The organism is Pseudomonas sihuiensis, assembly GCF_900106015.1.
GTDB classification, from domain to species: Bacteria; Pseudomonadota; Gammaproteobacteria; order Pseudomonadales; family Pseudomonadaceae; genus Aquipseudomonas; species Aquipseudomonas sihuiensis.
Map to the genome: position 1 here is coordinate 3,648,262 of NZ_LT629797.1, position 24,023 is coordinate 3,672,284.

19 protein-coding genes and 1 pseudogene are annotated in these 24,023 nt (G+C 61.3%); 18 read left to right on the forward strand and 2 right to left on the reverse strand.

Going from position 1 to position 24,023, the window contains the following annotated elements; genetic code table 11:
- Positions 1–107: 107 nt before the first annotated feature.
- Positions 108–632, forward strand: coding sequence for a polyhydroxyalkanoate synthesis repressor PhaR (phaR, locus tag BLT86_RS17275; protein ID WP_010563433.1), 525 nt, complete (start codon positions 108–110; stop codon positions 630–632).
- Between the two features lie 34 nt (positions 633–666).
- Here the strand turns inward: phaR and BLT86_RS17280 are convergent, their stop codons facing one another.
- The gene (locus tag BLT86_RS17280) at positions 667–1,233 is read right to left on the reverse strand and encodes a phasin family protein (protein WP_003464225.1); all 567 of its coding nucleotides are present in this window, start codon (positions 1,231–1,233) and stop codon (positions 667–669) included.
- Between the two features lie 58 nt (positions 1,234–1,291).
- Here BLT86_RS17280 and BLT86_RS25825 point away from each other — a divergent pair, with 58 nt between their 5' ends.
- The 6 genes from BLT86_RS25825 to gltS are packed head-to-tail and all read left to right on the forward strand — an operon-like array spanning position 1,292 to position 8,176.
- A complete protein-coding gene (locus BLT86_RS25825; RefSeq protein WP_153336801.1) occupies positions 1,292–1,441 on the forward strand; it encodes a hypothetical protein in 150 nt (49 codons plus the stop codon).
- A 39-nt stretch (positions 1,442–1,480) separates the two neighbouring features.
- Positions 1,481–4,030: a DUF3141 domain-containing protein gene (locus tag BLT86_RS17285; RefSeq protein WP_092378470.1), complete on the forward strand. Its 2,550-nt coding sequence runs from the start codon at positions 1,481–1,483 to the stop codon at positions 4,028–4,030.
- Positions 4,027–4,959, forward strand: coding sequence for a phosphate acetyltransferase (locus BLT86_RS17290; RefSeq protein ID WP_003464230.1), 933 nt, complete (start codon positions 4,027–4,029; stop codon positions 4,957–4,959). Before BLT86_RS17285 ends, BLT86_RS17290 begins: the two co-directional genes overlap by 4 nt.
- Positions 4,956–6,164, forward strand: a complete 1,209-nt coding sequence (locus tag BLT86_RS17295; RefSeq protein WP_092378472.1) for an acetate/propionate family kinase — start codon at positions 4,956–4,958, stop codon at positions 6,162–6,164. Before BLT86_RS17290 ends, BLT86_RS17295 begins: the two co-directional genes overlap by 4 nt.
- Positions 6,161–6,940: an enoyl-ACP reductase FabI gene (gene fabI / locus BLT86_RS17300; protein WP_011911908.1), complete on the forward strand. Its 780-nt coding sequence runs from the start codon at positions 6,161–6,163 to the stop codon at positions 6,938–6,940. The genes BLT86_RS17295 and fabI overlap by 4 nt, the downstream gene beginning before the upstream one ends.
- Positions 6,941–6,955: 15 nt before the next feature.
- A complete protein-coding gene (gltS, locus tag BLT86_RS17305) occupies positions 6,956–8,176 on the forward strand; it encodes a sodium/glutamate symporter (protein ID WP_010563430.1) in 1,221 nt (406 codons plus the stop codon).
- Positions 8,177–8,227: 51 nt separating this feature from the next.
- On the opposite strand, the pseudogene BLT86_RS17310 reads toward gltS, so the two are convergent.
- A pseudogene (locus BLT86_RS17310) lies at positions 8,228–9,208 on the reverse strand (AraC family transcriptional regulator); the annotation flags it as partial.
- A 241-nt stretch (positions 9,209–9,449) separates the two neighbouring features.
- Here BLT86_RS17310 and phbB point away from each other — a divergent pair.
- The 11 genes from phbB to BLT86_RS17365 all read left to right on the forward strand — a co-directional run bounded on the left by phbB (position 9,450) and on the right by BLT86_RS17365 (position 23,957).
- Positions 9,450–10,205 (forward strand): acetoacetyl-CoA reductase, encoded by a 756-nt coding sequence (phbB, locus tag BLT86_RS17315; RefSeq protein ID WP_092378475.1) that lies wholly within the window; start codon positions 9,450–9,452, stop codon positions 10,203–10,205.
- A 36-nt stretch (positions 10,206–10,241) separates the two neighbouring features.
- Positions 10,242–11,420 (forward strand): acetyl-CoA C-acetyltransferase, encoded by a 1,179-nt coding sequence (locus BLT86_RS17320; protein WP_092378479.1) that lies wholly within the window; start codon positions 10,242–10,244, stop codon positions 11,418–11,420.
- A gap of 140 nt (positions 11,421–11,560) precedes the next feature.
- Entirely contained in the window at positions 11,561–13,261 is a 1,701-nt protein-coding gene (phaC, locus tag BLT86_RS17325; protein ID WP_011911904.1) for a class I poly(R)-hydroxyalkanoic acid synthase, read from the forward strand.
- 26 nt (positions 13,262–13,287) lie between these two features.
- Positions 13,288–14,361, forward strand: coding sequence for an HlyD family secretion protein (locus BLT86_RS17330; protein WP_092378482.1), 1,074 nt, complete (start codon positions 13,288–13,290; stop codon positions 14,359–14,361).
- The gene (rbbA, locus tag BLT86_RS17335) at positions 14,358–17,102 is read left to right on the forward strand and encodes a ribosome-associated ATPase/putative transporter RbbA (protein ID WP_092378485.1); all 2,745 of its coding nucleotides are present in this window, start codon (positions 14,358–14,360) and stop codon (positions 17,100–17,102) included. Before BLT86_RS17330 ends, rbbA begins: the two co-directional genes overlap by 4 nt.
- 1 nt (position 17,103) lies before the next feature.
- Positions 17,104–18,219, forward strand: a complete 1,116-nt coding sequence (locus tag BLT86_RS17340) for an ABC transporter permease (RefSeq protein WP_038664457.1) — start codon at positions 17,104–17,106, stop codon at positions 18,217–18,219.
- Between the two features lie 65 nt (positions 18,220–18,284).
- Positions 18,285–19,745 (forward strand): TolC family outer membrane protein, encoded by a 1,461-nt coding sequence (locus tag BLT86_RS17345; protein ID WP_092378488.1) that lies wholly within the window; start codon positions 18,285–18,287, stop codon positions 19,743–19,745.
- Entirely contained in the window at positions 19,742–19,957 is a 216-nt protein-coding gene (locus BLT86_RS17350) for a YgdI/YgdR family lipoprotein (RefSeq protein ID WP_010563423.1), read from the forward strand. The genes BLT86_RS17345 and BLT86_RS17350 overlap by 4 nt, the downstream gene beginning before the upstream one ends.
- A gap of 141 nt (positions 19,958–20,098) precedes the next feature.
- The gene (gene arcD, locus BLT86_RS17355) at positions 20,099–21,526 is read left to right on the forward strand and encodes an arginine-ornithine antiporter (RefSeq protein ID WP_011911900.1); all 1,428 of its coding nucleotides are present in this window, start codon (positions 20,099–20,101) and stop codon (positions 21,524–21,526) included.
- Positions 21,527–21,577: 51 nt separating this feature from the next.
- Entirely contained in the window at positions 21,578–22,828 is a 1,251-nt protein-coding gene (arcA, locus tag BLT86_RS17360; protein ID WP_038664465.1) for an arginine deiminase, read from the forward strand.
- 118 nt (positions 22,829–22,946) lie between these two features.
- Positions 22,947–23,957: an ornithine carbamoyltransferase gene (locus BLT86_RS17365; protein ID WP_038664468.1), complete on the forward strand. Its 1,011-nt coding sequence runs from the start codon at positions 22,947–22,949 to the stop codon at positions 23,955–23,957.
- Positions 23,958–24,023 lie beyond the last annotated feature (66 nt).

Here is a 24,023-nt window from a genome sequence, read left to right on the forward strand (position 1 = left end):
AAAAACTAAAACAACCAATTATCCCCGCATTAACAATATATCTACACCGGGAGAGGCCTGAGATAATACCTGCCACAGACACTCCGACTCATAATGAGACGCTACACATGTCCGATGACGGCCACAGAGCCCCACGCCTGATCAAGAAATACGCCAACCGCCGTTTGTACGACACCCATACCAGCACCCACGTCACCCTCCCCGACATCCGCCAGTTGGTCATCGACGAAGTACCGTTCCAGGTGGTCGACGCCAAGACTGGCGAGGATCTGACTCGCAGCATCCTGCTGCAGATCATTCAGGAAGCGGAAAGCGACGGCGAGCCGCTCTTCTCCAGCGATATGCTCAAGGGCATCATCCGTTTCTATGGCCCATTCCAGGGCATGCTCGGCAACTATCTGGAAAAGAGCATCCAGACTGTGATCGAAATCCAGACCCAGACCGGGGTGCAATCCTCACAGGCCTGGAGCGACTTTATGCACAAGCAGGTGCCCGTCATGCAGGAGATGATGAGCCAGTACGTAGAACAGTCGAAGAAGCTCTACTTGGGCACCCAGAACCTATTCGGTATGTTCGGCGGCATCCCACCCGGCAATTTCAGGCAGACGAAAAAAGACGGTGATGAGCAATGAAACTCATCACCGTCCGTGACACGGCCGCCCTGCCTTACTTGCGCCCGCCCGCAGCCTTGCCGGCTTCACGAGTGGCCTGACCGGCCGCGGAAGCGGCGGCAGCGATGCCGTTCTCAGCGATCTCGGCTGCCTGCTTGGCGGCTTTCTGCGCGCTTTCATAGACACTGCCGGCGCTTTCCAGTGCCGACTTGAGCACGGCTACCGCCGGTTCCGCACCCGCCGGGGCGTTTTTGGCGATAACGTCCACCAGTTCCCGCACCTGCTTGGTGCCCGCCTCGACCTGGCGCTCGGCAAGCTTGGCGATATCCGCCTGCGTGCTGGAGACCAGATCGTACACCTCGCGATTGAACTCCAGCAGGCGCTCCGCCTGGGCTGCCGGCTGAGCGAAGGACGCCTGCAACTCGGCGAAGGCCTGCGGGTCACGCACTGACAGCAGCTTGCGCAAGCTGTCGAACTGCTCGCCACTGGAAGCGCGTAGCGCCTTGAATTGCAACTGACTGAGCTGCTCGACGCTCTCGAATACCTTGCCACTGATCTGCTGCAGCAGGTCAAGGTTGGCTTTCTGTGCGCTTTGCAGTTTTTCCGAATCGAAAAAAGACATGGTCGGATCTCCTGGCAATGGGGAAGGCCACCTACGGCCTGACACGCGAAAGCCATCCATGATGGAGCTGCCGCGCCAGCATAATATTGCACCGCACAAAAAAGATCGCAAGAGCTTTTTTGCACTGCAAAAAAATTTTGCCCAAGCCGCAGCGATTCGCTATAAACCTAGCCTTAACGCCATGCAGCCTCTCCAAGGGGAGGATTGAGCGCAGGCCTTTAGCACGCCACCGAGATAGGAAATGCTCATGAGCCAGGAAAGTTTTTTTGCGAAGCGAGAAGACAGCTTTTCCTCATTCCATAATCTGTTCGAACACCTCAGCCGTCTGCAGCAGTTGCACGGCAAGCTTATGCTCGATGCCTTCGGCCAACGCCATGCGGCCCTGCTCGCGCCCCTCAACGAAGGTCGCCTGCGTGCCCCCAGCCCGGGAGACTGCTGGGAATACCTGGTCGACTGCGGGCAACGCGGCCTGCTGTTCTGGGATGCACTGCGCCAGCGTGGCGACAATACCCTGGCCCACGAGCGCGCCGGCTATCCCCTGCTGCTCAAGTTTCCCTACGAGGTGCTGATCGACGGCCACGACCTGCCTCATCCGGTCAACTATTCCCTGCTGCGCATCCTTCCAACGGCTGACCAGCCAAGCGATGCCACGCGTCAGCCGGTCATCGTCATCGATCCGCGCGGCGGTCATGGCGCCGGCATCGGCGGCTTCAAGCAAGACTCCGAAATTGGCGAAAGCCTGCGCGCCGGGCATCCGACCTATTTCATCGCCTTCAGCCATGCCCCCGCGCCCGGCCAGACCCTGCTCGACATCGCCGAGGCCGAAGCCCGCTATATCGAAACGGTCAGCGCGCGCCATCCCGAGGCCGGCAAGCCGGTGGTGATCGGCAACTGCCAGGCCGGCTGGGCGCTGATGGGCCTGGCGGCGGCACGTCCGGAACTGCCGGGCCTGGTGATCGTCAACGGTGCGCCGCTGTCCTACTGGGCCGGCGTCAACGGGCGCAACCCGATGCGCTATGCCGGCGGCCTGCTCGGCGGCGCCTGGATGACCCGCCTGGGCAGCGACCTGGGCAACGGCCGCTTCGACGGCACCTGGCTGGTCAGCAACTTCGAGAGCCTGAACCCGGCCAACACCTACTGGAGCAAGTACTACAACCTGTTCCGCGACGTCGACGCCGAAACCCCGCGCTTTCTCGATTTCGAACGCTGGTGGGGCAGCCCGACCCTGCTCAACAGCGAGGAGATCGAGGTGATCGTCGACGACCTGTTCATCGGCAACCGCCTGGCCGGCGGTTCCGGTCGCACGAGCGGCATCGATCTGAAACGCATCGAGGCGCCCGTGGTGGTGTTCTGCTCGTACGGCGACAACATCACTCCGCCGCAGCAGGCACTGAACTGGATAGCCGACGTCTACCCCAGCGACCTGGCACTGCGCAGCGCCGGACGCACCATCGTCTACCTGCAGCATGCCAGCATCGGCCACCTGGGCATCTTCGTCTCCGGCAAGGTCGCCCGGCGCGAACACCGGCAGCTGCTCGGCGCCATCGATGCCATCGCCCTGCTGTCGCCTGGCCTGTACGAGTTGATGATCGACGATCTACCGGCATCCCCCAGTGGTGACCAGGCGTATCAGGTACATTTCGAGTCCCGGCGTATCGCCGATATTCTCGCCCACGATGAAGATGGCCGAAGCGACGAGCGTGAATTCGCCCTGGTCGACCGCGTCTCCGGACTCAACAGCACGCTTTACGACTGGTTCGTGCGGCCCTGGATGCGCAGGGCGATCAACGAACCACTCGCCGAATCCCTGCGCAAGAGCCACCCATTTCACCAGCAGCAGATCGTCTGGAGCAGCCTCAATCCAGCCCTCTGGTGGCTGGCGGGAAGCGCGGCCCTGACCCGCACCAATCGCCGCCCGGCATCCCCCAACAACCCCCTGCTTGCCTGGCAAGAGGTATTCTCCAGCGTCATCGAGGCCCAGCTCGATGGTTATCGCGACATCCGCGATGCATCCCAGGAGTTGCTCTTCCACAGCTTCTACGGCGGGCTGAGCACCCTGACCGGAGGGCAAGCACCGCGCTCGCAACAGAGCCACATAGAACAACGGGACAAGGCTCTGATCGAGCATCTGCACGACTCGCTTCTCCAGGGTGGGGAGCGGGAAGCGCTCATTCGCATTTTCTGCCTGCTCGCACGTGCCAGCGGCAGGTTCAGCAAAGAACGCATCGAAGAGCTCGCCCAGCGCGCTCGCACGCTCTCGCAACAGCTCGGCATCGACCCTCTCGCCGTACGTGACAGCGTCCGCCTGCAGGATCTACTGGTCTTCGCCCACCCCGAGGAAAGCCTGAACACCTTGCCCCTTTTGCTAGCCAAGGCCAGCCAGCGTGAAGTCGTCCTGACAGCCGCCACGCACCTCGTGCCTGAGTTGCTGTACGCCGAGGGTGCCGTGGGTGATCTTTGGCGTCGGTTGCATGATCTGCTCGAACACCCATTGCCGGATTTCGCCCAACCATCCGTGCCACTCATCACGGTGGGCAGCCCGCCAGAGCAAATCCAGGCAAGCCTGCGCCTCCCCGAGGCGGACGCCCCTACGTCCAAGGCCGCCACGCGACCAAGGAAGAAAAATGCCGCCCGGCCTGCCAAGGCGCAGGCACAGACTGATGCCAGCCCGCCCCCGGCAGCGACCCGGAGCAGGAGCCCAGTGGCCGCGCCGGAAAAACCAGCACGCATCAAGGCAACCCGCTCCGCGCCCGCACCTGGCCTCGCGAGCCCGGACAAGGGAGGCAACGCCGAATGAGCTTGGATCACTACCAGGCGCTGCTGAACCGCTGCGCCGAGATTGGCCCGCTGCCCACCATCGTCGTGCATCCTTGCGAGGCGAACGCGCTACGCGGGGCGCTGGAGGCCACCCAGGCCGGGCTGATCACACCGATTCTGGTTGGCCCGCGCCAGAAGATTGCGGCAACCGCCAGCGAAGCCGGTCTGGATATCGACGGGCTGACCGTGGAGGACGTGCCACACAGCCACGCCGCCGCCGAGCGTGGTGTCGCCCTGATCCGCCAAGGCCGTGGCGAGTTGCTGATGAAAGGCAGCCTGCACAGCGATGAACTGCTGCATGCCGTGGCCGACCGCGAAAACGGTCTGCGCACGGAACGGCGCCTCAGCCATGTGTTCGCCATGAGCGTGCCCAGCTACCACAAGCCGCTGTTCGTCACCGACGCGGCGGTCAACATCTTCCCCGGCCTGGAAGACAAGGCCGACATCTGCCGCAATGTGATCCAGATGCTGCACGCTCTCGGCATCGAACAGCCCAAGGTGGCGCTGCTGTCGGCGGTGGAAACCGTCACCGCCAAGCTGCCTTCAACCCTGGAGGCCGCCGCACTGGTGGTCATGTCCCGGCGCGGACAGATCGACGGCGCGCTGCTCGACGGGCCACTGGCCTTCGACAATGCGATCAACGCCGAAGCCGCTCGGGTCAAGGGTATCCACTCAGAAGTCGCCGGCGACCCGGACATCCTGCTGGTACCGGACATGGAAGCGGGCAACATCCTCGCCAAGCAGCTGATCTATCTAGCCGGAGCCGAAGCTGCTGGCATCGTCCTTGGCGCCCGAGTACCTATTGTTTTCACCAGCCGCGCTGACAGTCCAAGAGCGCGCATCGCCAGTTGTGGGCTGGCCGTGCTACTTGCCGAAGCACGGCGCGCTCGCCTGGGGATACCTGTATGAGCCCTGTTCAGGACGAACTCATCGTCACCGTCAACGCAGGCTCTTCGAGCATTAAGACCGGCCTATTCTCCGGTCGCCGGGGCGAAGATCAACCTCGCTTGCTGGCGCGCGGAAAGCTGGACGGGATTGGCGTGGCGCCACGTCTACAGGTCGTCATGGCCGACGGAACGATAATGCAGGACACGAGTTTCGAGCCGGAACAGATTGCCAATATGCAGGCGGCCTTCCAGCAGATCTATCGTGTCCTTGAAGAAGGCCTACAGGATCGCCCACCGGTGCTGATCGGCCATCGTGTGGTGCACGGGGGCATGGATTTCAGCGCACCGGTGCGCGTGGATCACACTACACTGGCACGTCTGAAGACGCTGGAGCCTCTGGCACCACTGCATCAACCGCACAGCCTCGCGGCAATCCATGCCGCGCTCGAGCACGACCCTCAACTGCCCCAGATCGCCTGCTTCGACACGGCTTTCCATGCTGGACGCAATGAAATCAGTCAACTCTTCGGCTTGCCCTACGCGCTATACGAACAGGGCGTACGCCGTTACGGCTTTCATGGCCTGTCCTTCGAATACGTCAGCCAGCGCCTAATCGACAAAACACCGGAGCTCGCTACCGGCAAGCTGGTCATCGCTCACCTAGGCAATGGTTCCAGCCTTTGCGCTATCGAAGCTGGCCGCAGCATCGAAATGACAACAGGTTTTAGTGCTCTCGACGGCTTACCCATGGGAAGCCGCTGCGGCGCCGTGGATCCAGGCGTATTGCTGTACCTGCTGGGGCAAGGCATATCTGTTGATGAGCTGGAAAAACTGCTGTACAGACAATCCGGCCTGCTCGGCATATCCGGGGTCAGCAGCGACATGCGCAAGCTACGCGCCAGCAACGAGCCGCGCGCGGCCCTGGCCATCGACTACTACGCCTACCGTATCGCCCAGGAAGTCGGTCGGCTTGCCACATGCCTGGGCGGACTGGACGCACTGGTATTCACGGCCGGTATCGGCGAGAAGGATGCTGAGCTGCGTGCCCAAGTACTACAACATCTCGCGCCGCTCTTCGGGCTGCAGCTAGACGACGCAGCGAACCGACGCAACGCCGAGCTTATATCCGGTACCTCCAGCACTCGATCAGTATGGGTCATTCCCACCGATGAAGAGAGCATCATCGCCCGCCATGCTTGGAAGCTGTATCAGGAGCAACAACCATGAGCATCAAAGAAAGCCTGTCCCTGGCTGGCAAGCGCGGCCTGGTGGTCGGCGTCGCAAACACCCATTCGATCGCCTGGGGCTGCGCCCAAGCGCTACATGAAATGGGTGCGGAACTGGCCATCACCTGGCTGAATGAGAAAGCCAGGGCGCATGTCGAGCCCCTGGCACAGCAGGTACAGGCCAGTGTGTGCATGCCGCTGGACGTCACCCGGCCCGGCGAGCTAGAAGCGCTATTCGAGCACATCACAGAGCAATGGGGATCACTGGACTTCGTCGTGCACTGCCTGGCCAGCGCACCCAAAGAGGAAATCCGCGGCCGCCTGCTGGACAGTTCCAGCAGCGGCTTTCAGCAGGCCATGGACATTTCCTGCCACTCCTTCATCCGCATGGCGCACCTGGCCGAGCCGTTGATGCCCCAGGGCGGCAGTCTGGTAACCATGAGTTACTTGGGAGCCCAGGAAACGATCGAAGGATACGCACTGATGGGCCCAGTCAAAGCCGCCCTGGAATCAAGTGTGCGCTACCTGGCCACCGAGCTGGGGCCACACAACATCCGCGTGCATGCCATTTCCCCCGGCCCCATGCCGACTCGAGCAGCATCCGGGCTGAAAGACTTTGATCACCTGCTGCAAACCTCTACCCATCGCGCGCCCCTGCGCCGCCTAGTCAGCTTGGAAGAAGTCGGCGGTCTGTGCGCATGGCTGGTCAGTAATGCCAGTCAGGGCCAAACTGGCGGCGTCCACTTCGTCGATGGCGGCCTGAACATCCTCGGCTAACCGCAAGGACTCTTCATGCAGGACAATACCTTTCTCGTTGAGGGGCTGGTCAGTTTTACTCTGGCGATCATGCTGCTGTTCGCGGGCAAGAGGCTCGCACAGCGTTACGAACCACTAGGCCGCTACAGCATTCCAGAACCAGTGCTCGGTGGCTTCCTTTGTGCCGCTGTTACCGCCGTTCTGTTCTACATACTGGATATCGAAGTGGTCTTCGACCTGGAGGTACGCGATGTACTGCTGCTCTACTTCTTCGCAGGCATCGGGTTGAAGTCGGATATCCGCAACCTGGTCAAGGGTGGCCGCCCGCTGCTAATTCTGCTGGTACTCGCCAGCGTGTTCATCGTCTTGCAGAACCTGCTGAGTATGGGCGTGGCCAGCGGTTTCGGCCTGGATCCCAGAGCCGGCCTGATGCTCGGCTCGATCTCGCTCACCGGCGGCGTCGGTACCACCCTGGCCTGGGCACCGCTGTTCACCGAGCAATTGGGCATCGAAAATGCCATGGAGCTAGGTATTGCCAGTAACACAGTGGGGCTGATCGCGGCGTGCTGTATCGGCGGGCCGATCGCCAACTACCTGATACGCCGCCACGCCTTAACCCCCTCTCGCGATTCAGACCTGGAAGTTGGAGTACCAGCAACCTCGGCAGACATCTCCGCCCCCATCAGCCATTACGACATCCTGTGGGCCTGGATGTGGTTGAACATGACGCTGATGTTGGGCCACGGCTTCAACTTGCTGCTGCTCAACAGCGGAATCACCCTCCCCTCGTTTGTCAGTTGCCTGTTGGCCGGGATCGTCATTCGTAACCTGTTGCAAGCAGCCATCGGCGGTCAACGCATCAAGCACTGGAGCGGAGCCGGCCAAGGGTTGGCGCTGATCTCCGACATCTGCCTGGGTATGTTTCTAGTCATGGCGCTGATGGGACTGCAGTTGTGGCAGTTAGGCGGTGTTCTGGTCTTCGTCGTCACAGCCCTGACATTGCAGATAACATTGACGATCCTCTATACCGTATTGCTGGTTTTCCGTTGTATGGGCCGCAACTACGAAGCCAGCGTGATAGCCGCCGGCTTCGGCGGCATCGCCCTGGGTTCAACTGCAACGGCCATCGTCAACATGACGGCAGTTACTCAGCGCTACGGAGCCGCGCACCAGGCGTTCATTATCGTTCCGCTGGTCTGCGGCTTCTTCATCGATATCGTCAATGCACTGATCATCAGCCTGATGAGCGGCATCTGAGACATCCTCATGGGGCGTACTCTGCTCGCCTTCGTCCAGCCGGTATCGACCCGGAGACCTCCCGAACCAGCGCAGGCAGGCCTTGTGGAAACTGCTCTGATCGTGGAACCCCAGGTACTCGGCCACCTGGGTCAGACTGTATGAGCTGCGGCACAGGTAATAATCGGCCGACTGCCGGCGAACATCACCGAGAATGTCCTTGAACTTCAGCCCTTCCTTTTCCAGGCCTCGCTGCAGGGTACGCTTGCTCATGCAAAGAGCCAGTCCGATCGACTCCATGTCGCATCCTTCCTGGCCCAAGCGCTCGATTATCAGGCCACGCACGCGCCCCCCCAAGGAGACACCACCCAACTGCCCCAGACGAAACTCGGCGAAGCGCTCATGCAACAATCCCAGCGCCTCGTTGGCCGTGCTCAACGGGCGCAACAACTCTTGCTGGTCGAACAGGACACTAGTGTGCTGGGCACCGAAACGTAACGAACACCCGAATAACTGCTGATATTCAGGGAGATTACCCGGCTCGTCATGGACAAAATCGAATTGCAGCGGTTGCGGCAGCCCTCCCCCCATCAGCCAACGGCAAAAACCCAACAGGGCAGCGGCACCGGCATCCTCAAACGCTCGATTTCTGGGACAGCCCTCTTCAGGATGCTCCAAACATGTCAAACGCAGACGCCCGCCTTGCTCAGGAGACAGTGCGAGAGTGACACCATTGCCAAGTAGCAAGTGAAAACGCACAAAATGCTCCAGAGCCTGTTTCAGGTTGGCACTGGACATCATCACGTAGCCCACCAACTGGAAACTGCCAGGTTTGAAATGCACGGCAGCCTTGAGGCCGAGATTCGGATTGTCCGAATCCAACTCGGCCAGCGCCATCAGTCGATAGGCGCTAGCGCGCGTGAAGAACGCATCCTCCTGTGCCAGCAAACACATATCGATTCCTGCCTCACGACACAAACGCACCGCATCCAGTCCCTCCGCCTGCAGCATAGCCACCAGCATCCCGACGTAACTGGAACTGATCCTGTACATAGCATCCCTCTGCGCCCGTTCCCAGCCGAAAGGCAAACGATTGATCGCCGTGAAATACGCATATTAGAGGCCCGCAAGGCATTCTTCCTGATCCAGATCAAGACCAGGCCGAACCACTGTCAAAACGCGACAGAATTGGCGCGCAAGGACAACCCAGCGTCACCCAGAAACATTGTTCCTGCCCGTGAAGCACCGGAAGCTTGACCAAAATATCAAGGCTTCGATTAAGGAGGCATGGTCAGTGGCCACTTCGAGTAATCCGACACGTATAGCACTAGTCACCGGTGGCATGGGCGGCATCGGCACAGCGATCAGCCAGCGCCTGCACCAGGATGGTTTCACCGTAGTGGTGAGTTGCGGCCCCTACTCAAGCCGCAAAGCCTCTTGGATGGCGAAGCAATTAGAGGCTGGCTTCCACTTCCACTGCATCGACTGCGACATCACCGACTGGGACAGCACCCGCCAGGCTTTTGAGATGGTGCGCGAAAATGTCGGCCCGATTGATGTACTGGTCAACAATGCGGGGATCACCCGAGACGGTACGCTACGCAAGATGCCTCCCGAAAACTGGAAAGCAGTGATCGATACCAACCTCACCGGCCTGTTCAACACAACCCGTCAGGTCATCGAGAGCATGCTGACCAAGGGCTGGGGGCGTGTCATCAACATATCCTCGATCAATGGACAGCGGGGTCAGTTCGGCCAGACCAACTACTCTGCAGCCAAAGCCGGTATCCATGGTTTCAGCATGGCTTTGGCCCGAGAAGTGAGTGGCAAGGGCGTGACCGTCAATACGGTTTCCCCTGGCTATATCAAGACAGATATGACTGCGGCAATTCGCCCAGACATCCTTGAAGGCATGATTGCCGGAATCCCCGTCGGTCGCCTCGGCCAGCCTGAGGAAATTGCCTCGATCGTAGCCTGGCTAGCCTCTGATCAATCCGCCTATGCCACCGGCGCCGACTTCTCGGTGAACGGCGGCATGAATATGCAGTGATGCGCAATCGACTAGTCATAACATGAGGCATTCCAGATGATCGACGTCGTTATCGTCGCTGCAACCCGCACCGCCATCGGTAGCTTCCAAGGCAGCCTGACCGAGATTCCGGCACCGGAACTCGGCGCCATCGTCATCCGGCGCCTGCTCGAGCAGACCGGCCTCGATGCTGCCCAGGTCGATGAAGTGATCCTCGGCCAGGTGCTCACTGCCGCGTCCGGACAGAACCCCGCACGCCAGGCTGTGATTCGCGCCGGCCTGCCCCACGTCGTTCCTGCGATGACCCTGAACAAGGTCTGCGGCTCGGGCCTCAAGGCCCTGCACCTGGCTGCCCAGGCTATCCGTTGCGGCGATGCCGAGGTGATCATTGCCGGCGGCATGGAGAACATGAGCCTGTCGCCCTACGTGCTGCCCAAAGCCCGCACCGGCCTGCGCATGGGCCATGCGCAGATGCTCGACAGCATGATCGTCGATGGCCTGTGGGATGCCTTCAACGATTACCACATGGGCATCACCGCCGAGAACCTGGTGGACAAGTACGGCATCAGCCGTGAAGCCCAGGACGCCTTCGCCGCCGCCTCGCAGCAGAAAACCGTGGCCGCCATCGAGGCCGGTCGCTTCGATGCCGAGATCACGCAGGTTTTGATCCCACAGCGCAAGGGCGATCCAATCGCCTTCGCCCGTGACGAGCAACCGCGTGCCGGCACCACCGCCGAGTCGCTGGCCAAACTCAAGCCGGCGTTCAAGAAGGACGGCAGCGTTACCGCCGGCAATGCCTCCAGCCTCAACGATGGCGCCGCCGCCGTGCTGCTGATGAGCGCAACCAAGGCCAAAGCGCTGGGCCTGCCGGTGCTGGCGAAAATCAGCGCCTATGCCAACGCAGGCGTCGATCCGGCGATCATGGGTATCGCCCCGGTCTCGGCCACCCGCCGCTGCCTGGACAAAGCCGGCTGGAGTCTGAACGAGCTAGACCTGATCGAAGCCAACGAAGCCTTCGCCGCCCAAGCACTGGCCGTTGGTCAGGAGCTGGGCTGGGATGCCGCCAAGGTCAACGTCAACGGCGGCGCCATCGCCCTGGGTCACCCGATCGGCGCCTCCGGCTGCCGCGTGCTGGTCAGCCTGCTGCACGAGATGATCCGCCGCGATGCCAAGAAAGGCCTGGCGACGCTGTGCATCGGCGGCGGCCAGGGCGTGGCGCTGGCCATTGAACGCTGACTAACGATTTCGCGGATCTATCGGGCGAGCTCCCCTGCACCCTCACCGCCTGGATGGCGGTGAGGGTATTCCCCCAAATGATCGCACCGTGCCCTTTGCCGGGCGCGGCCTTTTTTCATTTTCTTGGACAAACCATGAACATGAACAATTCACATTCTTTCGCTCACTACTGGTCAGGACAGGCGCCTTTCATCACCAGCTTCGCCCTACAGCAACTGCGCCTGTACGTAGCGCAAAACTCTTGGTTCAACGGGCATGACCAAAGCCAGTGGTTCAATGTCTCCCCCGAAGCGTTGGAACAATTGCAGGTTGACTACCAGCAACAATGGACAGCGCTTGGCCAGCAACTGCTGGCCCGTCAACCGTTCGACTTCGACGACCGGCGTTTCGCTAGTGGCAACTGGAGTGAACCGTTGTTCGGTTCCATGGCCGCCTTCTACCTGCTGAATTCCGGATTTCTGCTGAAATTGCTGGAGCTGCTCACCATCAAAGAAGAGAAGCCACGTCAGCGTCTGCGCTACCTGATCGAGCAGGCAATCGCCGCAAGCGCCCCGAGCAACTTCCTGCTGAGCAATCCCGATGCCCTGAAATGCCTGGTGGAAACCCAGGGGGCCAGCCTGCTCAGTGGTCTATTGCATCTGGCCGGAGACCTACAAGAAGGCAAGTTGCGTCAATGCGACCGAGGCGACTTCGAAGTTGGCGTGAATCTCGCCGTCACTCCCGGTGAGGTGGTGCTGGAAACTCCGCTGTTCCAGTTGATCCAATACCTGCCGCTCACCGATACACAGTACCAGAGGCCAATATTTATCGTCCCGCCGGCCATCAACAAGTACTACATCCTCGACCTCAGCCCGGAAAATTCTCTGGTTCGCCATCTGCTGGAACAGGGTCACCCGGTATTCCTGATGTCCTGGCGCAACTTCACCCAGAAACAGGCTGACATCACCTGGGAGCAGATCATCCAGGACGGAGTGATCAGCGCCCTACGCACTACCCGGGTCATCAGTGGCGAGCGTCATCTGAACTGCCTGGGCTTCTGCATCGGCGGCACCCTGCTGAGCTGCGCGTTGGCAGTGCTGGCTGCGAGGGGCGACCACGACATTGCCAGTCTGAGCCTGTTCGCCACCTTCCTCGACTACCTTGATACCGGGCCGATCAGTGTCTTTGTCGATGAGCAACTGGTGGCCTACCGCGAGCGCACCATCGGTGGCCATGGTGGTAAATGTGGCCTGTTCCGCGGAGAGGATATGGGCAACACCTTCTCCCTGCTGCGGCCCAACGAGCTGTGGTGGAACTACAACGTCGACAAGTACCTCAAGGGACAGAAACCACGCGCCCTAGATCTGCTGTTCTGGAACAACGACAGTACCAACCTACCTGGCCCCATGTACTGCTGGTATCTGCGCCACACCTACCTGCAGAACGACCTCAAGTCGGGCGAGCTGGAGCTGTGCGGGGTCAAGCTGGATCTGCGCTCCATAGAGGCGCCAGCCTACCTCCTCGGAACCCACGATGACCACATAGTCCCATGGCGCAGTGCCTATGCCAGCACGGCTCTTCTTGGGGGATCGAAACGCTTCGTCCTCGGATCTTCTGGCCACATCGCCGGAGTGATTAACCCACCAGCAAGCAACAAACGCCATTACTGGGTAAACGAGCACATCACGCCGATTGCTGACGACTGGCTACAAAGCGCTCAACAACACGCAGGTAGTTGGTGGGTCGATTGGTTCGCCTGGCTGGCCGGGCATGCCGGCGAGCTCCGGCCCGCCATCACGCGGATGGGCAATGCCGAATACCCTCCCCTAGAACAAGCGCCTGGGCGCTACGTGAAGCAATGACCGCCCGAAGTTTAGGAAAACCCTCGATGAAGCCACAACAGAAGAAAACCCTGATCCACACGGCCTCCGCCGTCGCCCTGGCCGCCGTGGCCGCACTGGTCTGGCTGGAACTGCGCCCGAGCGGCCTGGGTTCCGGTTTCGCCAGCGCCAATGGCCGGATCGAGGCAACCGAAGTGGACGTCGCCACGAAACTAGCTGGCCGTCTGCTGCAGATCGACGTCGACGAAGGCGATTTCGTCGCCGCCGGACAAGTACTCGCGCAAATGGACATCCAGGTGCTCACCGCCCAGTTGAGCCAGGCCCAGGCCCAGGTTCGCCAGGCGCAGAACGCCACCCGCACGGCCCATTCCCAAGTTTCCCTGCGCATCAGCGAGAAAGCCACCGCCGAAGCCGTTGTGCACCAGCGTCAGGCCGAGCTGACTGCGGCGCAGAAGCGCTACGCCCGTACCGAGACCCTGGTCAGACGCAATGCCTTGCCCCAGCAGAAACTCGACGATGACCTGGCCGCCCTGCAAAGCAGCCAGGCCGCACTCAGCGCCGCCCGTTCCCAGGTTCTGTCGAGCCAGGCCGCCATAGATGCTGCGCAATCGCAGGTGATCGAGGCCGAATCCAGCGTGGAGGCAGCCCAGGCCAGCGTCGAGCGGCTGCAAGCGGATATCGAGGACAGCCGGCTAAAGGCGCCCCGAAGTGGCCGTGTGCAGTATCGCGTCAGCCAGCCAGGTGAAGTCTTGGGTGCCGGCGGCAAGGTACTCAATCTGGTCGACCTCAACGACGTGTACATGAACGTCTTCCTGCCGGCGCAACAGGCTGGTCGAGTCGCCCTGGGCGCGGAGGTGCGACTGATCCTGGATGCCGCACCGCAATATGTAATTCCAGCCAAGGTGACCTTCGTCGCCAGCGTCGCACAGTTCACCCCCAAGACAGTGGAAACCGCCAACGAACGGGAAAAACTGATGTTCCGGGTCAAGGCCCGAATCGATCCAGAACTGCTGCAAAAACACCTCGAACAGGTCAAGACCGGGGTTCCCGGCATGGCCTACCTGAAACTTGACGCCGCCGCCGAGTGGCCCGAAAGCCTGCACGTGCGAATCACACCATGACAGCGAACGACCCCAGCGTGGTGCAACTGATCGAGGTCAGCCTGCGCTACAACAAAACCTGCGCGGTGGACGCGGTCACCCTCGACATCCCCGCCAACCGCATGGTCGGCCTGATCGGCCCAGATGGCGTGGGCAAGTCCAGCCTGCTGGCCCTGATCGCCGGGGCGCGTAGGATGCAGGACGGCACGATACGGGTGCTCGACGGCGACATGGCCGATGCCGGCCACCGCCGCGACGTCTGCCCGCGCATCGCCTACATGCCCCAGGGTCTGGGCAAGAATCTCTACCCGACCCTGACCGTGTTCGAGAACCTCGACTTCTTCGGCCGCCTGTTCGGCCAGGATGAGCAGGAGCGCAGGGCGCGGATTGCCGACCTGACGCAAAGCACCGGCCTGGCGCCGTTTGTCGAACGCCCGGCGGGCAAGCTGTCCGGCGGCATGAAACAGAAGCTCGGCTTGTGCTGTGCGCTGATCCACGATCCGGATCTGTTGATCCTCGACGAACCCACCACCGGCGTCGACCCGCTGGCGCGCAACCAGTTCTGGGAATTGATCGAGCGCATTCGCAAGCGCCGCCCCGGCATGAGCGTGCTGGTCGCCACCGCCTACATGGACGAAGCCCAGCGTTTCGACTGGCTGGTGGCCATGGACGACGGCAAGGTGCTGGATATCGGAACCCCTGGCGAACTGCTCGAACGCACCGGCACCGACAATCTGGAAGAAGCCTTCATCGCCCTGTTGCCCGAAGCCAAGCGCAGCGGCCACCATACCCTAGTGATTCCACCCCGCCCGGCGGCCAGCGGCGAGAATGCGGTGGCCATCGAGGCGCACGGCCTGACCTGCCGCTTTGGTGATTTCGTCGCCGTCGATCATGTAGATTTCCGCATCGAGCGCGGGGAAATCTTCGGCTTCCTCGGCTCCAACGGCTGCGGCAAGTCGACCACCATGAAGATGCTCACCGGGCTGCAGCCGGCCAGCGAAGGCGAAGCCTTCCTGTTCGGCAAACCGGTCGACCCAAGGAACATCGACACCCGCCGCCGGGTCGGCTACATGTCCCAGGCGTTCTCGCTGTACAGCGAGTTGAGTGTGCTGCAGAACCTCGACCTGCATGCCCGGCTGTTCGAAATCCCGCCGCAACGGCGTCCCGCGCGCATTCAGGAAATGCTCGACAGGTTCGATCTTCAGGGAGTCGCCGAGCAGTTGCCGGAGGATCTGCCCCTGGGGGTGCGCCAGCGCTTGTCGCTGGCCGTGGCAGTGATTCACCAGCCGGAGATACTGATCCTCGACGAGCCGACTTCCGGTGTCGACCCGGTGGCCCGTGACGGTTTCTGGGAGCTGTTGATCGACCTGTCGCGCAATGACGGCGTGACCATCTTCATCTCCACCCACTTCATGAACGAAGCGCTGCGCTGCGACCGCATGTCAATGATGCATGCCGGCCGAGTGCTGGACAGCGACACGCCTCAGGCACTGATGGACAAGCGCGGCCTGTCCACCCTGGAAGAAACCTTCATCGCCTACCTGCGCGATGCCACTGACGACAACGACACACCGACAGACACTTCGCAGGCGGCCCTGGAGGAGACGGCATTCGCCCAGACCAACGCAGTGAAATCACGTTTCAGCCCTAGGCGTCTGTACAGCTACGCCCAGCGCGAAGCCATGGAACTGCGCCGCGATCCTGTTCGCGCCACCCTGGCCTTGATCGGTACGGTTCTGCTGATGTTCATCATGGGCTACGGCATCAACCTGGATGTCGAGGACCTGAGCTACGCGGTGCTCGATCGCGACCAGACCACCACCAGCGCCGCCTATGCCGAGACCCTTGCCGGGTCACGCTATTTCGTGGCAAAGGCGCCGCTGAGCGATTACAACGAACTCGACCAGCGCATGCGCGCAGGCGACATCAGCTTGGCCGTAGAGATCCCCCCAGGTTTCAGTCGTGACCTCAAACGCGGCGACACACCACAGATCGGCTTCTGGGTCGACGGCGCCATGCCAACCCGCGCTAACACGGTCAAGGGATACGTACAGGGCATCCACCAGGGCTACCTGCAGCAGCTTGCCGCGACGGCTCCCGGGAATGCGGCCCGCAGCCAGTTCGACATCGCCCTGCGCTACCGCTACAACCCCGATGTGCAAAGCCTGCAAGCCATGGTGCCAGCGGTGATCCCGATTTTGTTGATGATGATTCCGGCAATGCTCACCGCCTTGGGCGTGGTGCGTGAAAAGGAACTGGGTTCGATCACCAACTTCTACGTCACACCGGTGACCCGCCTGGAATTCCTGATCGGCAAGCAGTTGCCTTATATCGCCTTGGGCATGGCCAACTTTTTCATGCTGGTGGCATTCTCGGTCTGGGTCTTCGACGTGCCAATCAAGGGCAGCATGCTGACCCTGACACTCGGCGCACTGCTCTACGTGACCTGCGCCACCGGTCTCGGCCTACTGATCTCCTCGGTGCTCAACAGCCAGATCGCTGCAATCTTCGGCACCGCCATTGCCACTCTGGTGCCGGCCACGCAATTCTCCGGTCTGATCTACCCGGTATCGGCCTTGGAAGACGCCAGCGCCTTGATCGGCAACCTCTACCCGACCAGCCATTTCCTGATCATCAGCCGTGGCGTGTTCTCCAAGGCGCTGGGCCTGGCCGAACTCTACCCCTACTTCATTCCCTTGCTGATCACCATCCCCACACTGACCCTGCTCAGCGTCGCCGGCCTGAAGAAGCAGGAGAAATAAGATGCGCAAACTGAACAACATCCTGCAGTTGGGCATCAAGGAACTGCGCAGCCTGTATCGCGATCCTGCCCTGTTGCTGCTGATCCTCTACGCCTTCACCCTGAGCATTTACTCCCAAGCCAACAGTGTGCCGGAGTCGCCGCACCGGGCCAGCATTGGCGTGCTCGACGAGGATCGCTCGCAACTGTCGACGCGCATCGTCGGCGGCTTCCAGTTGCCCTACTTCATCAAGCCCGCGGCCATCGACCTGGAAACCATGGACAGCGGCATGGACGCCGGGCGCTATACCTTCACCCTGAACATCCCGCCGCAGTTCCAGCAAGATCTGCTAGCCGGACGCCAGCCAACCATCCAGCTCAATGTCGATGCCACACAAGTCAGCCAAGCGTTCACGGGGGCTGGACATATCCAGCAGATCATTAATGACGAGGTCGGCGAGTTCCTCAGGCGCTTTCGTGGCGCCAACGCGGTACCCGTCGAAGCGGTGGTACGCATGCAGTACAACCCCAACCTGGTGCAATCCTGGTTCGGCTCCGTCAACGCAATCGTCAGCCAGATCACCATGCTGTCGATCATCCTCACCGGCGCCGCACTGATCCGCGAACGCGAACACGGCACCATCGAGCACCTGCTGGTGATGCCCGTCACGCCGTTCGAGATCATGTCGGCCAAGGTCTGGTCGATGGGCCTAGTGGTGCTGGCCGCCACCGCCCTGTCCATGCGCATCATCATCGAGGGCTGGCTGGCCGTCCCCATTCCCGGCTCCGTGCTGTTGTTCCTCGGCGGTGTCGCCCTGCACCTGTTCGCCACCACCTCGATGGGCATCTTCTTCGGCACCCTGGCCCGCTCGATGCCACAGCTGGGCCTGCTGATCATTCTCGTGCTGATGCCTCTGCAGATTCTCTCCGGCGGCATGACCCCGCGCGAAAGCATGCCGGAAGTCGTACAGAACGTCATGCTGGCGGCACCCACCACGCACTTCGTCGAGCTAGCCCAAGCCATTCTCTTCCGTGGCGCCGGCCCGGCTGTCGTCTGGCCGCAAATGCTTGCCCTAGGCGCCATCGGTAGCGTGTTTTTCATCGGTGCCTTGTCGCGGCTGCGCAAATCCCTGCATTGAGAAGGCCATCCACACGGTGCCATTCGAATAGACATGCAAGACAGACCAAATAAGGAAACTAATACGTGGAGATAACCACAACCGCTAGGTTGGCCCTGGTGACAGCCATCTGCCTGGGCATCCCAGCACAGGGCTGGGCAACCTCCCTACCCACCCCGGCCAAAACCGACCTGGTCACCGTGTACAAACAAGCAGCGAAGAACAACGCCGATATCGCTGCCGCTCGCGCCGACTACCAGGCGCGTCGCGAAGTGGTGCCGCAGGCGCGTGCCGGGCTGCTGCCCAACCTGTCGGCGGGGGCCAATTATGGCGATACCCGCACCGAGCTCGATTCGCCGAGTAACACCCTGTCGCGCAGCGGTCTGGTGTATCAGGCCAACCTGAGCCAGCCACTGTTCCGTGCCGATCGATGGTTCCAGCTGCAGGCGGCCGAGGCGACCAGTGAGCAGGCGGCGCTGGAGCTGTCAGCGACCGAGCAGAGCTTGATTCTGCAGAGCGCCGAGACCTACTTTGCCGTGTTGCGCGCCCAGGACACCCTGGCCTCGACCCGTGCCGAAGAGGCGGCGTTCAAGCGCCAGCTGGATCAGGCCAACGAGCGCTTCGATGTTGGCCTTTCCGACAAGACCGACGTGCTCGAAGCGCAGGCCGGTTTCGACACTGCCCGAGCCAACCGCATTCTCGCCGAGCGCGCCGTGGATGATGCCTTCGAGGCCCTGGTGGCGCTGACCAATCGCAGCTACACGGCAGTCGAAGGTATCGTGCATACCTTGCCGGTATTGGCGCCGACACCGAACGACGCCAAAACCTGGGTCGATACCGCCGCTGCGCAGAACCTCAATCTGCAGGCCAGCTTCTTCGCGGTCGATGCTGCCGAGGAAAACCTGCGCCAGCGCAAGGCCGGCCATGCGCCGACCCTGGATGCCGTGGCCAGCTACCAGAAGGGCGATAACGACGGCATGGGCTTCAGCAATAGTGGTGCTCGCCTTACAGGAACACAGCCTTACCGTGACGACGTTTCGCAGCGCTCTATTGGCCTGCAGCTGAACATCCCGCTGTATAGCGGTGGCCTGACCAGCTCGCAGGTGCGTGAGGCCTATCAGCGCCTGGGGCAGACCGAGCAGTTGCGCGAAAGCTTGCGCCGCCAGGTGGTGCAGAACACCCGTAACCTGTTCCGTGCGGTGAATACCGACGTGGAGACCGTGCAGGCGCGCCGCCAGTCGATCATCTCCAACCAGAGCGCCCTGGAAGCCACCGAGATCGGCTACCAGGTCGGCACCCGCAACATCGTCGATGTGCTCGATGCCCAGCGTCAGCTGTACAGCGCGGTGCGCAACTACAACGACGCGCGCTATGACTACATCCTCAACAACCTGCGCCTGAAGCAGGCCGCCGGCACCCTCAGTCCGGCTGACCTGGAAGCGCTGGACAGCTTCCTCAAGCCTGACTACAACCCGGACAAAGACTTCCTACCGGAAGAAACATTAGAAGCCAACTTTACTGACGACAACTTAGGAGCATCATCATGAAAAAAATCTGCCTTGTACTTTCCGCTCTGACTCTCAGCCTGCTTGCTGGCTGTTCTACCCCCTCGCTGATCGTGCTCAACAGCGGTCAGGAAATCCAGACACTAGACGAACCCAAATACGATGCAAAAAGTGGTTTCTACGAATTTAAGCAACCTGACGGGAAACCCCAACGTATAAATAAAGATCAGGTGAATACCATCAGGACGCTCTGATTCAGCAATGACAGCGGTTTCGTGATACCACCTTCAAACTTTCTAACCCCATTTATCACGACTGCATTGAACTTGTTAAACATTAGGAAAACTCCGAAAGAGTCTGCCCGGTAGTTATTACTAGACCAAGGAGGTCTCGCTATGTCTGACTCGACTCAAAAACTGCGCCTCGGCGCGTTGATCGCTCTGGTTGTTGGTTCAATGGTTGGCGGCGGGATCTTCTCCCTGCCGCAGAATATCGCCGCCAGTGCCAGTGCCGGCGCCACCCTTATTGGCTGGCTGATCACCGGTGTCGGCATGCTCACCCTGGCTTTCGTCTTCCAGACCCTGGCCAACCGCAAACCCGACCTCAATGGCGGGGTGTATGCCTACGCTAAGGCCGGCTTCGGCGACTACATGGGTTTCTCCTCGGCTTGGGGTTACTGGATCAGCGCCTGGATCGGCAACGTCAGCTACATGGTGTTGCTGTTCTCCACCCTCGGCTACTTCTTTCCGGTATTCGGCGAGGGCAACACCCTGCCGGCGATCATCTGCGCCTCTATCGTGCTCTGGCTGCTGCACTTTCTGGTGCTGCGCGGGATCAGGGAAGCGGCCTTCATTAATACCATCACCACCATCGCCAAGATGCTGCCGCTGGCGCTGTTCATCGTCATCGCCGCCGTCGCCTTCAAGATGGACGTGTTCACCTCGGACTTCTGGGGCAGCGGCAACACCGAGCTCGGCAGCGTGATGGATCAGGTGCGCAACATGATGCTGGTCACCGTCTGGGTGTTCATCGGTATCGAGGGTGCGAGCATCTTCTCCGCCCGCGCCGAGAAACGCAGCGATGTCGGCAAGGCCACCGTCATCGGCTTCATCGGCGTGCTCCTGCTATTAGTGCTGGTCAACATCCTCAGTCAGGGCATCCTCGCCCAGGCCGAACTGGCCGGACTGAAAAACCCGTCGATGGCTGCCGTGCTGGAACAGGTAGTCGGCCCCTGGGGGGCGCAACTGATCTCCATCGGCCTGATCATCTCGCTGGCCGGGGCGCTGCTGTCGTGGACACTACTGTGCGCCGAGATTCTCTTCGCCAGCGCCAGTGACCACACCATGCCGGAGTTCCTGCGCAAGGAGAACGCCAACCAGGTCCCGGCTAACGCGCTGTGGCTGTCCAACGGGCTGATCCAGCTGTTTCTGATCATCACCCTGTTCAGCGAGTCCACCTACCTCAGCCTGCTGTATCTGGCCACCTCGATGATTCTGGTGCCGTACTTCTGGTCGAGTGCCTACGCCGTGCTGCTGGCCTTGCGCGGCGAGACCTACGAAAACGCCGCCGGCGAACGCAACAAGGATCTGCTGATCGCGCTGATCTCCACGCTGTATGCGGTGTGGCTGGTGTACGCCGCCGGCGTGCAGTACCTGCTGCTCTCCGCGCTGCTCTATGCCCCTGGCGCAATCCTGTTCGCCAAGGCCAAGCGCGAGCTGGGCCAACCGGTGTTCACGGGCGTCGAGAAGCTGATCTTCATCGCCGTACTGATCGGCGCCGGCATTGCCGCATTCGGCCTGTATGACGGTTTCCTGAGTTTGTAAAAGTGCCGCCCCGGACCTTCCGGGGCCACGTTCCACGAGAAGGAGTTTGACATGTCCAAGAAAGCCCTAGGCGTTCATTCCGAAGCCGGCAAGCTGCACAAGGTGATGGTCTGCTCGCCCGGCCTTGCGCACCTGCGCCTGACCCCCGCCAACTGCGACGAACTGCTGTTCGACGACGTGATCTGGGTATCGCAGGCCAAGCGCGACCATTTCGATTTCATGACCAAGATGCGTGAACGCGGTATAGAGGTCGTGGAGATGCACAACCTGCTCGAAGAGACCGTGCGCAACCCGCAAGCGCTGCAGTGGATTCTCGAGCGCAAGATCACCCCCAACAGCGTCGGCCTCGGTCTGCAGAACGAAGTTCGTTCGTTTATCGAAAGCCTGGAGCCACGGCGCATCGCCGAATTCCTGATCGGCGGCGTGTCCGGCGCAGACCTGCAGAAATACAAAGATTCGGAAGCAGCGAAGATGTTCAACGCCTATCTGGGCGAGTCCAGCTTCATCTTCCCGCCGCTGCCCAACACCCAGTTCACCCGCGACACCACCTGCTGGATCTACGGCGGCGTAACCCTCAACCCGATGTACTGGCCGGCGCGCCGCCAGGAAACCCTGCTCGCCAGTGCCATCTACAAATTCCACCCGGACTTCATCAATGAAGAGTTCGAGGTCTGGTATGGCGACCCGGATCAGGATCACGGCTCGGCCACCCTCGAAGGCGGCGACGTGATGCCAATCGGCAACGGTACCGTGCTGATCGGCATGGGTGAGCGCAGCTCGCACCAGGCCATCGGCCAGGTGGCGCGTACCCTGTTCGCCAAAGGCGCCGCCGACAAGGTGATAGTCGCCGGCCTGGGCAAATCGCGCTCGGCCATGCACCTGGACACCGTGTTCAGCTTCTGCGACCGCGACCTAGTGACCATCTTCCCGGAAGTGGCCAACTCCATCGTGCCCTTCGTGCTGCGCCCGGATGAAAGCAAGCCTGGCGGTATCGACCTGCGCCGCGACGAGCGCAGCTTCCTCGACGTGGTCGCCGAGTCGCTCAACCTGAAGAAACTGCGCGTGGTGGAAACCGGCGGCGACGCCTACGAGGCCGAACGCGAGCAGTGGGACGACGGCAACAACGTGGTCTGCCTGGAACCCGGCGTGGTCATCGGCTACGACCGCAACACCTACACCAACACCCTGCTGCGCAAGGCCGGCGTCGAGGTCATCACCATCAGCGCCAGCGAACTGGGACGCGGCCGTGGCGGCGGCCACTGCATGACCTGTCCGATCATCCGCGACCCAATCGATTACTGACGGACACATATTCGTAGGGTGGACATGGCGCAGCCTTGTCCACCTTTGCCAGCAAGAAGGCGGACAAGCCTGCAGCATGTCCGCCCTACAGTTGCCCTTGCCAACGGAGCGAAATCTCATGGCTTTCAACATGCACAACCGCAACCTGCTCAGCCTGATGCACCACAGCACCCGTGAGCTGCGTTACCTGCTCGACCTGTCGCGCGACCTCAAGCGCGCCAAGTACACCGGCACCGAGCAGCAGCACCTGAGCCGCAAGAACATCGCGCTGATCTTCGAGAAGACCTCGACCCGCACCCGCTGCGCCTTCGAGGTGGCCGCCTACGACCAGGGCGCCAACGTCACCTACATCGACCCCGGCTCCTCGCAGATCGGTCACAAGGAGTCGATGAAGGACACCGCTCGCGTGCTCGGACGCATGTACGACGCCATCGAGTATCGCGGCTTCAAGCAGGAGATTGTCGAGGAACTGGCCACCTACGCCGGCGTGCCGGTGTTCAACGGTCTGACCGACGAGTACCACCCCACGCAGATGCTCGCCGACGTGCTGACCATGCGCGAGCACAGCGACAAGCCGCTGCACGACATCGCCTACGCCTACCTCGGCGATGCGCGCAACAACATGGGCAACTCGCTGCTGCTGATCGGCGCCAAGCTCGGCATGGACGTGCGCATCGCCGCGCCCAAGGCGCTGTGGCCGAGCGCCGAACATGTCGCCGCCTGCAAGAAATTCGCCGAGGAAAGCGGCGCCCGCCTGCTGCTCACTGAAGACCCGAAGGAAGCGGTCAAGGGCGTCGACTTCGTCCACACCGACGTCTGGGTGTCGATGGGCGAGCCGGTGGAAGCCTGGGGTGAACGCATCCAGGAACTGCTGCCGTACCAAGTCAACGCCGAAATCATGAAGGCCGCCGGCAACCCGCGGGTGAAGTTCATGCACTGCCTGCCGGCCTTCCACAACAGCGAAACCAAGGTCGGCAAGCAGATCGCCGAACAGTATCCGCACCTGAAGAACGGCATCGAAGTGACCGAGGACGTCTTCGAGTCGCCATGGAACATCGCCTTCGAGCAGGCGGAAAACCGCATGCACACCATCAAGGCGATTCTGGTCGCGACCCTGGCCGACATCTAAACCGTAGCCCGGATGCAATCCGGGGCAATCGCCCCCTCGCCATCCCCGGATTGCATCCGGGCTACG

Bases quoted from the DNA above. Each gene is read 5' to 3' on its own strand.
- phaR (WP_010563433.1), top strand. From the start codon at position 108: ATGTCCGATGACGGCCACAGAGCCCCACGCCTGATCAAGAAATACGCC.
- BLT86_RS17280 (WP_003464225.1), bottom strand. From the start codon at position 1,233: ATGTCTTTTTTCGATTCGGAAAAACTGCAAAGCGCACAGAAAGCCAAC.
- BLT86_RS25825 (WP_153336801.1), top strand. From the start codon at position 1,292: ATGATGGAGCTGCCGCGCCAGCATAATATTGCACCGCACAAAAAAGAT.
- BLT86_RS17285 (WP_092378470.1), top strand. From the start codon at position 1,481: ATGAGCCAGGAAAGTTTTTTTGCGAAGCGAGAAGACAGCTTTTCCTCA.
- BLT86_RS17290 (WP_003464230.1), top strand. From the start codon at position 4,027: ATGAGCTTGGATCACTACCAGGCGCTGCTGAACCGCTGCGCCGAGATT.
- BLT86_RS17295 (WP_092378472.1), top strand. From the start codon at position 4,956: ATGAGCCCTGTTCAGGACGAACTCATCGTCACCGTCAACGCAGGCTCT.
- fabI (WP_011911908.1), top strand. From the start codon at position 6,161: ATGAGCATCAAAGAAAGCCTGTCCCTGGCTGGCAAGCGCGGCCTGGTG.
- gltS (WP_010563430.1), top strand. From the start codon at position 6,956: ATGCAGGACAATACCTTTCTCGTTGAGGGGCTGGTCAGTTTTACTCTG.
- BLT86_RS17320 (WP_092378479.1), top strand. From the start codon at position 10,242: ATGATCGACGTCGTTATCGTCGCTGCAACCCGCACCGCCATCGGTAGC.
- phaC (WP_011911904.1), top strand. From the start codon at position 11,561: ATGAACAATTCACATTCTTTCGCTCACTACTGGTCAGGACAGGCGCCT.
- BLT86_RS17330 (WP_092378482.1), top strand. From the start codon at position 13,288: ATGAAGCCACAACAGAAGAAAACCCTGATCCACACGGCCTCCGCCGTC.
- rbbA (WP_092378485.1), top strand. From the start codon at position 14,358: ATGACAGCGAACGACCCCAGCGTGGTGCAACTGATCGAGGTCAGCCTG.
- BLT86_RS17340 (WP_038664457.1), top strand. From the start codon at position 17,104: ATGCGCAAACTGAACAACATCCTGCAGTTGGGCATCAAGGAACTGCGC.
- BLT86_RS17350 (WP_010563423.1), top strand. From the start codon at position 19,742: ATGAAAAAAATCTGCCTTGTACTTTCCGCTCTGACTCTCAGCCTGCTT.
- arcD (WP_011911900.1), top strand. From the start codon at position 20,099: ATGTCTGACTCGACTCAAAAACTGCGCCTCGGCGCGTTGATCGCTCTG.
- arcA (WP_038664465.1), top strand. From the start codon at position 21,578: ATGTCCAAGAAAGCCCTAGGCGTTCATTCCGAAGCCGGCAAGCTGCAC.
- BLT86_RS17365 (WP_038664468.1), top strand. From the start codon at position 22,947: ATGGCTTTCAACATGCACAACCGCAACCTGCTCAGCCTGATGCACCAC.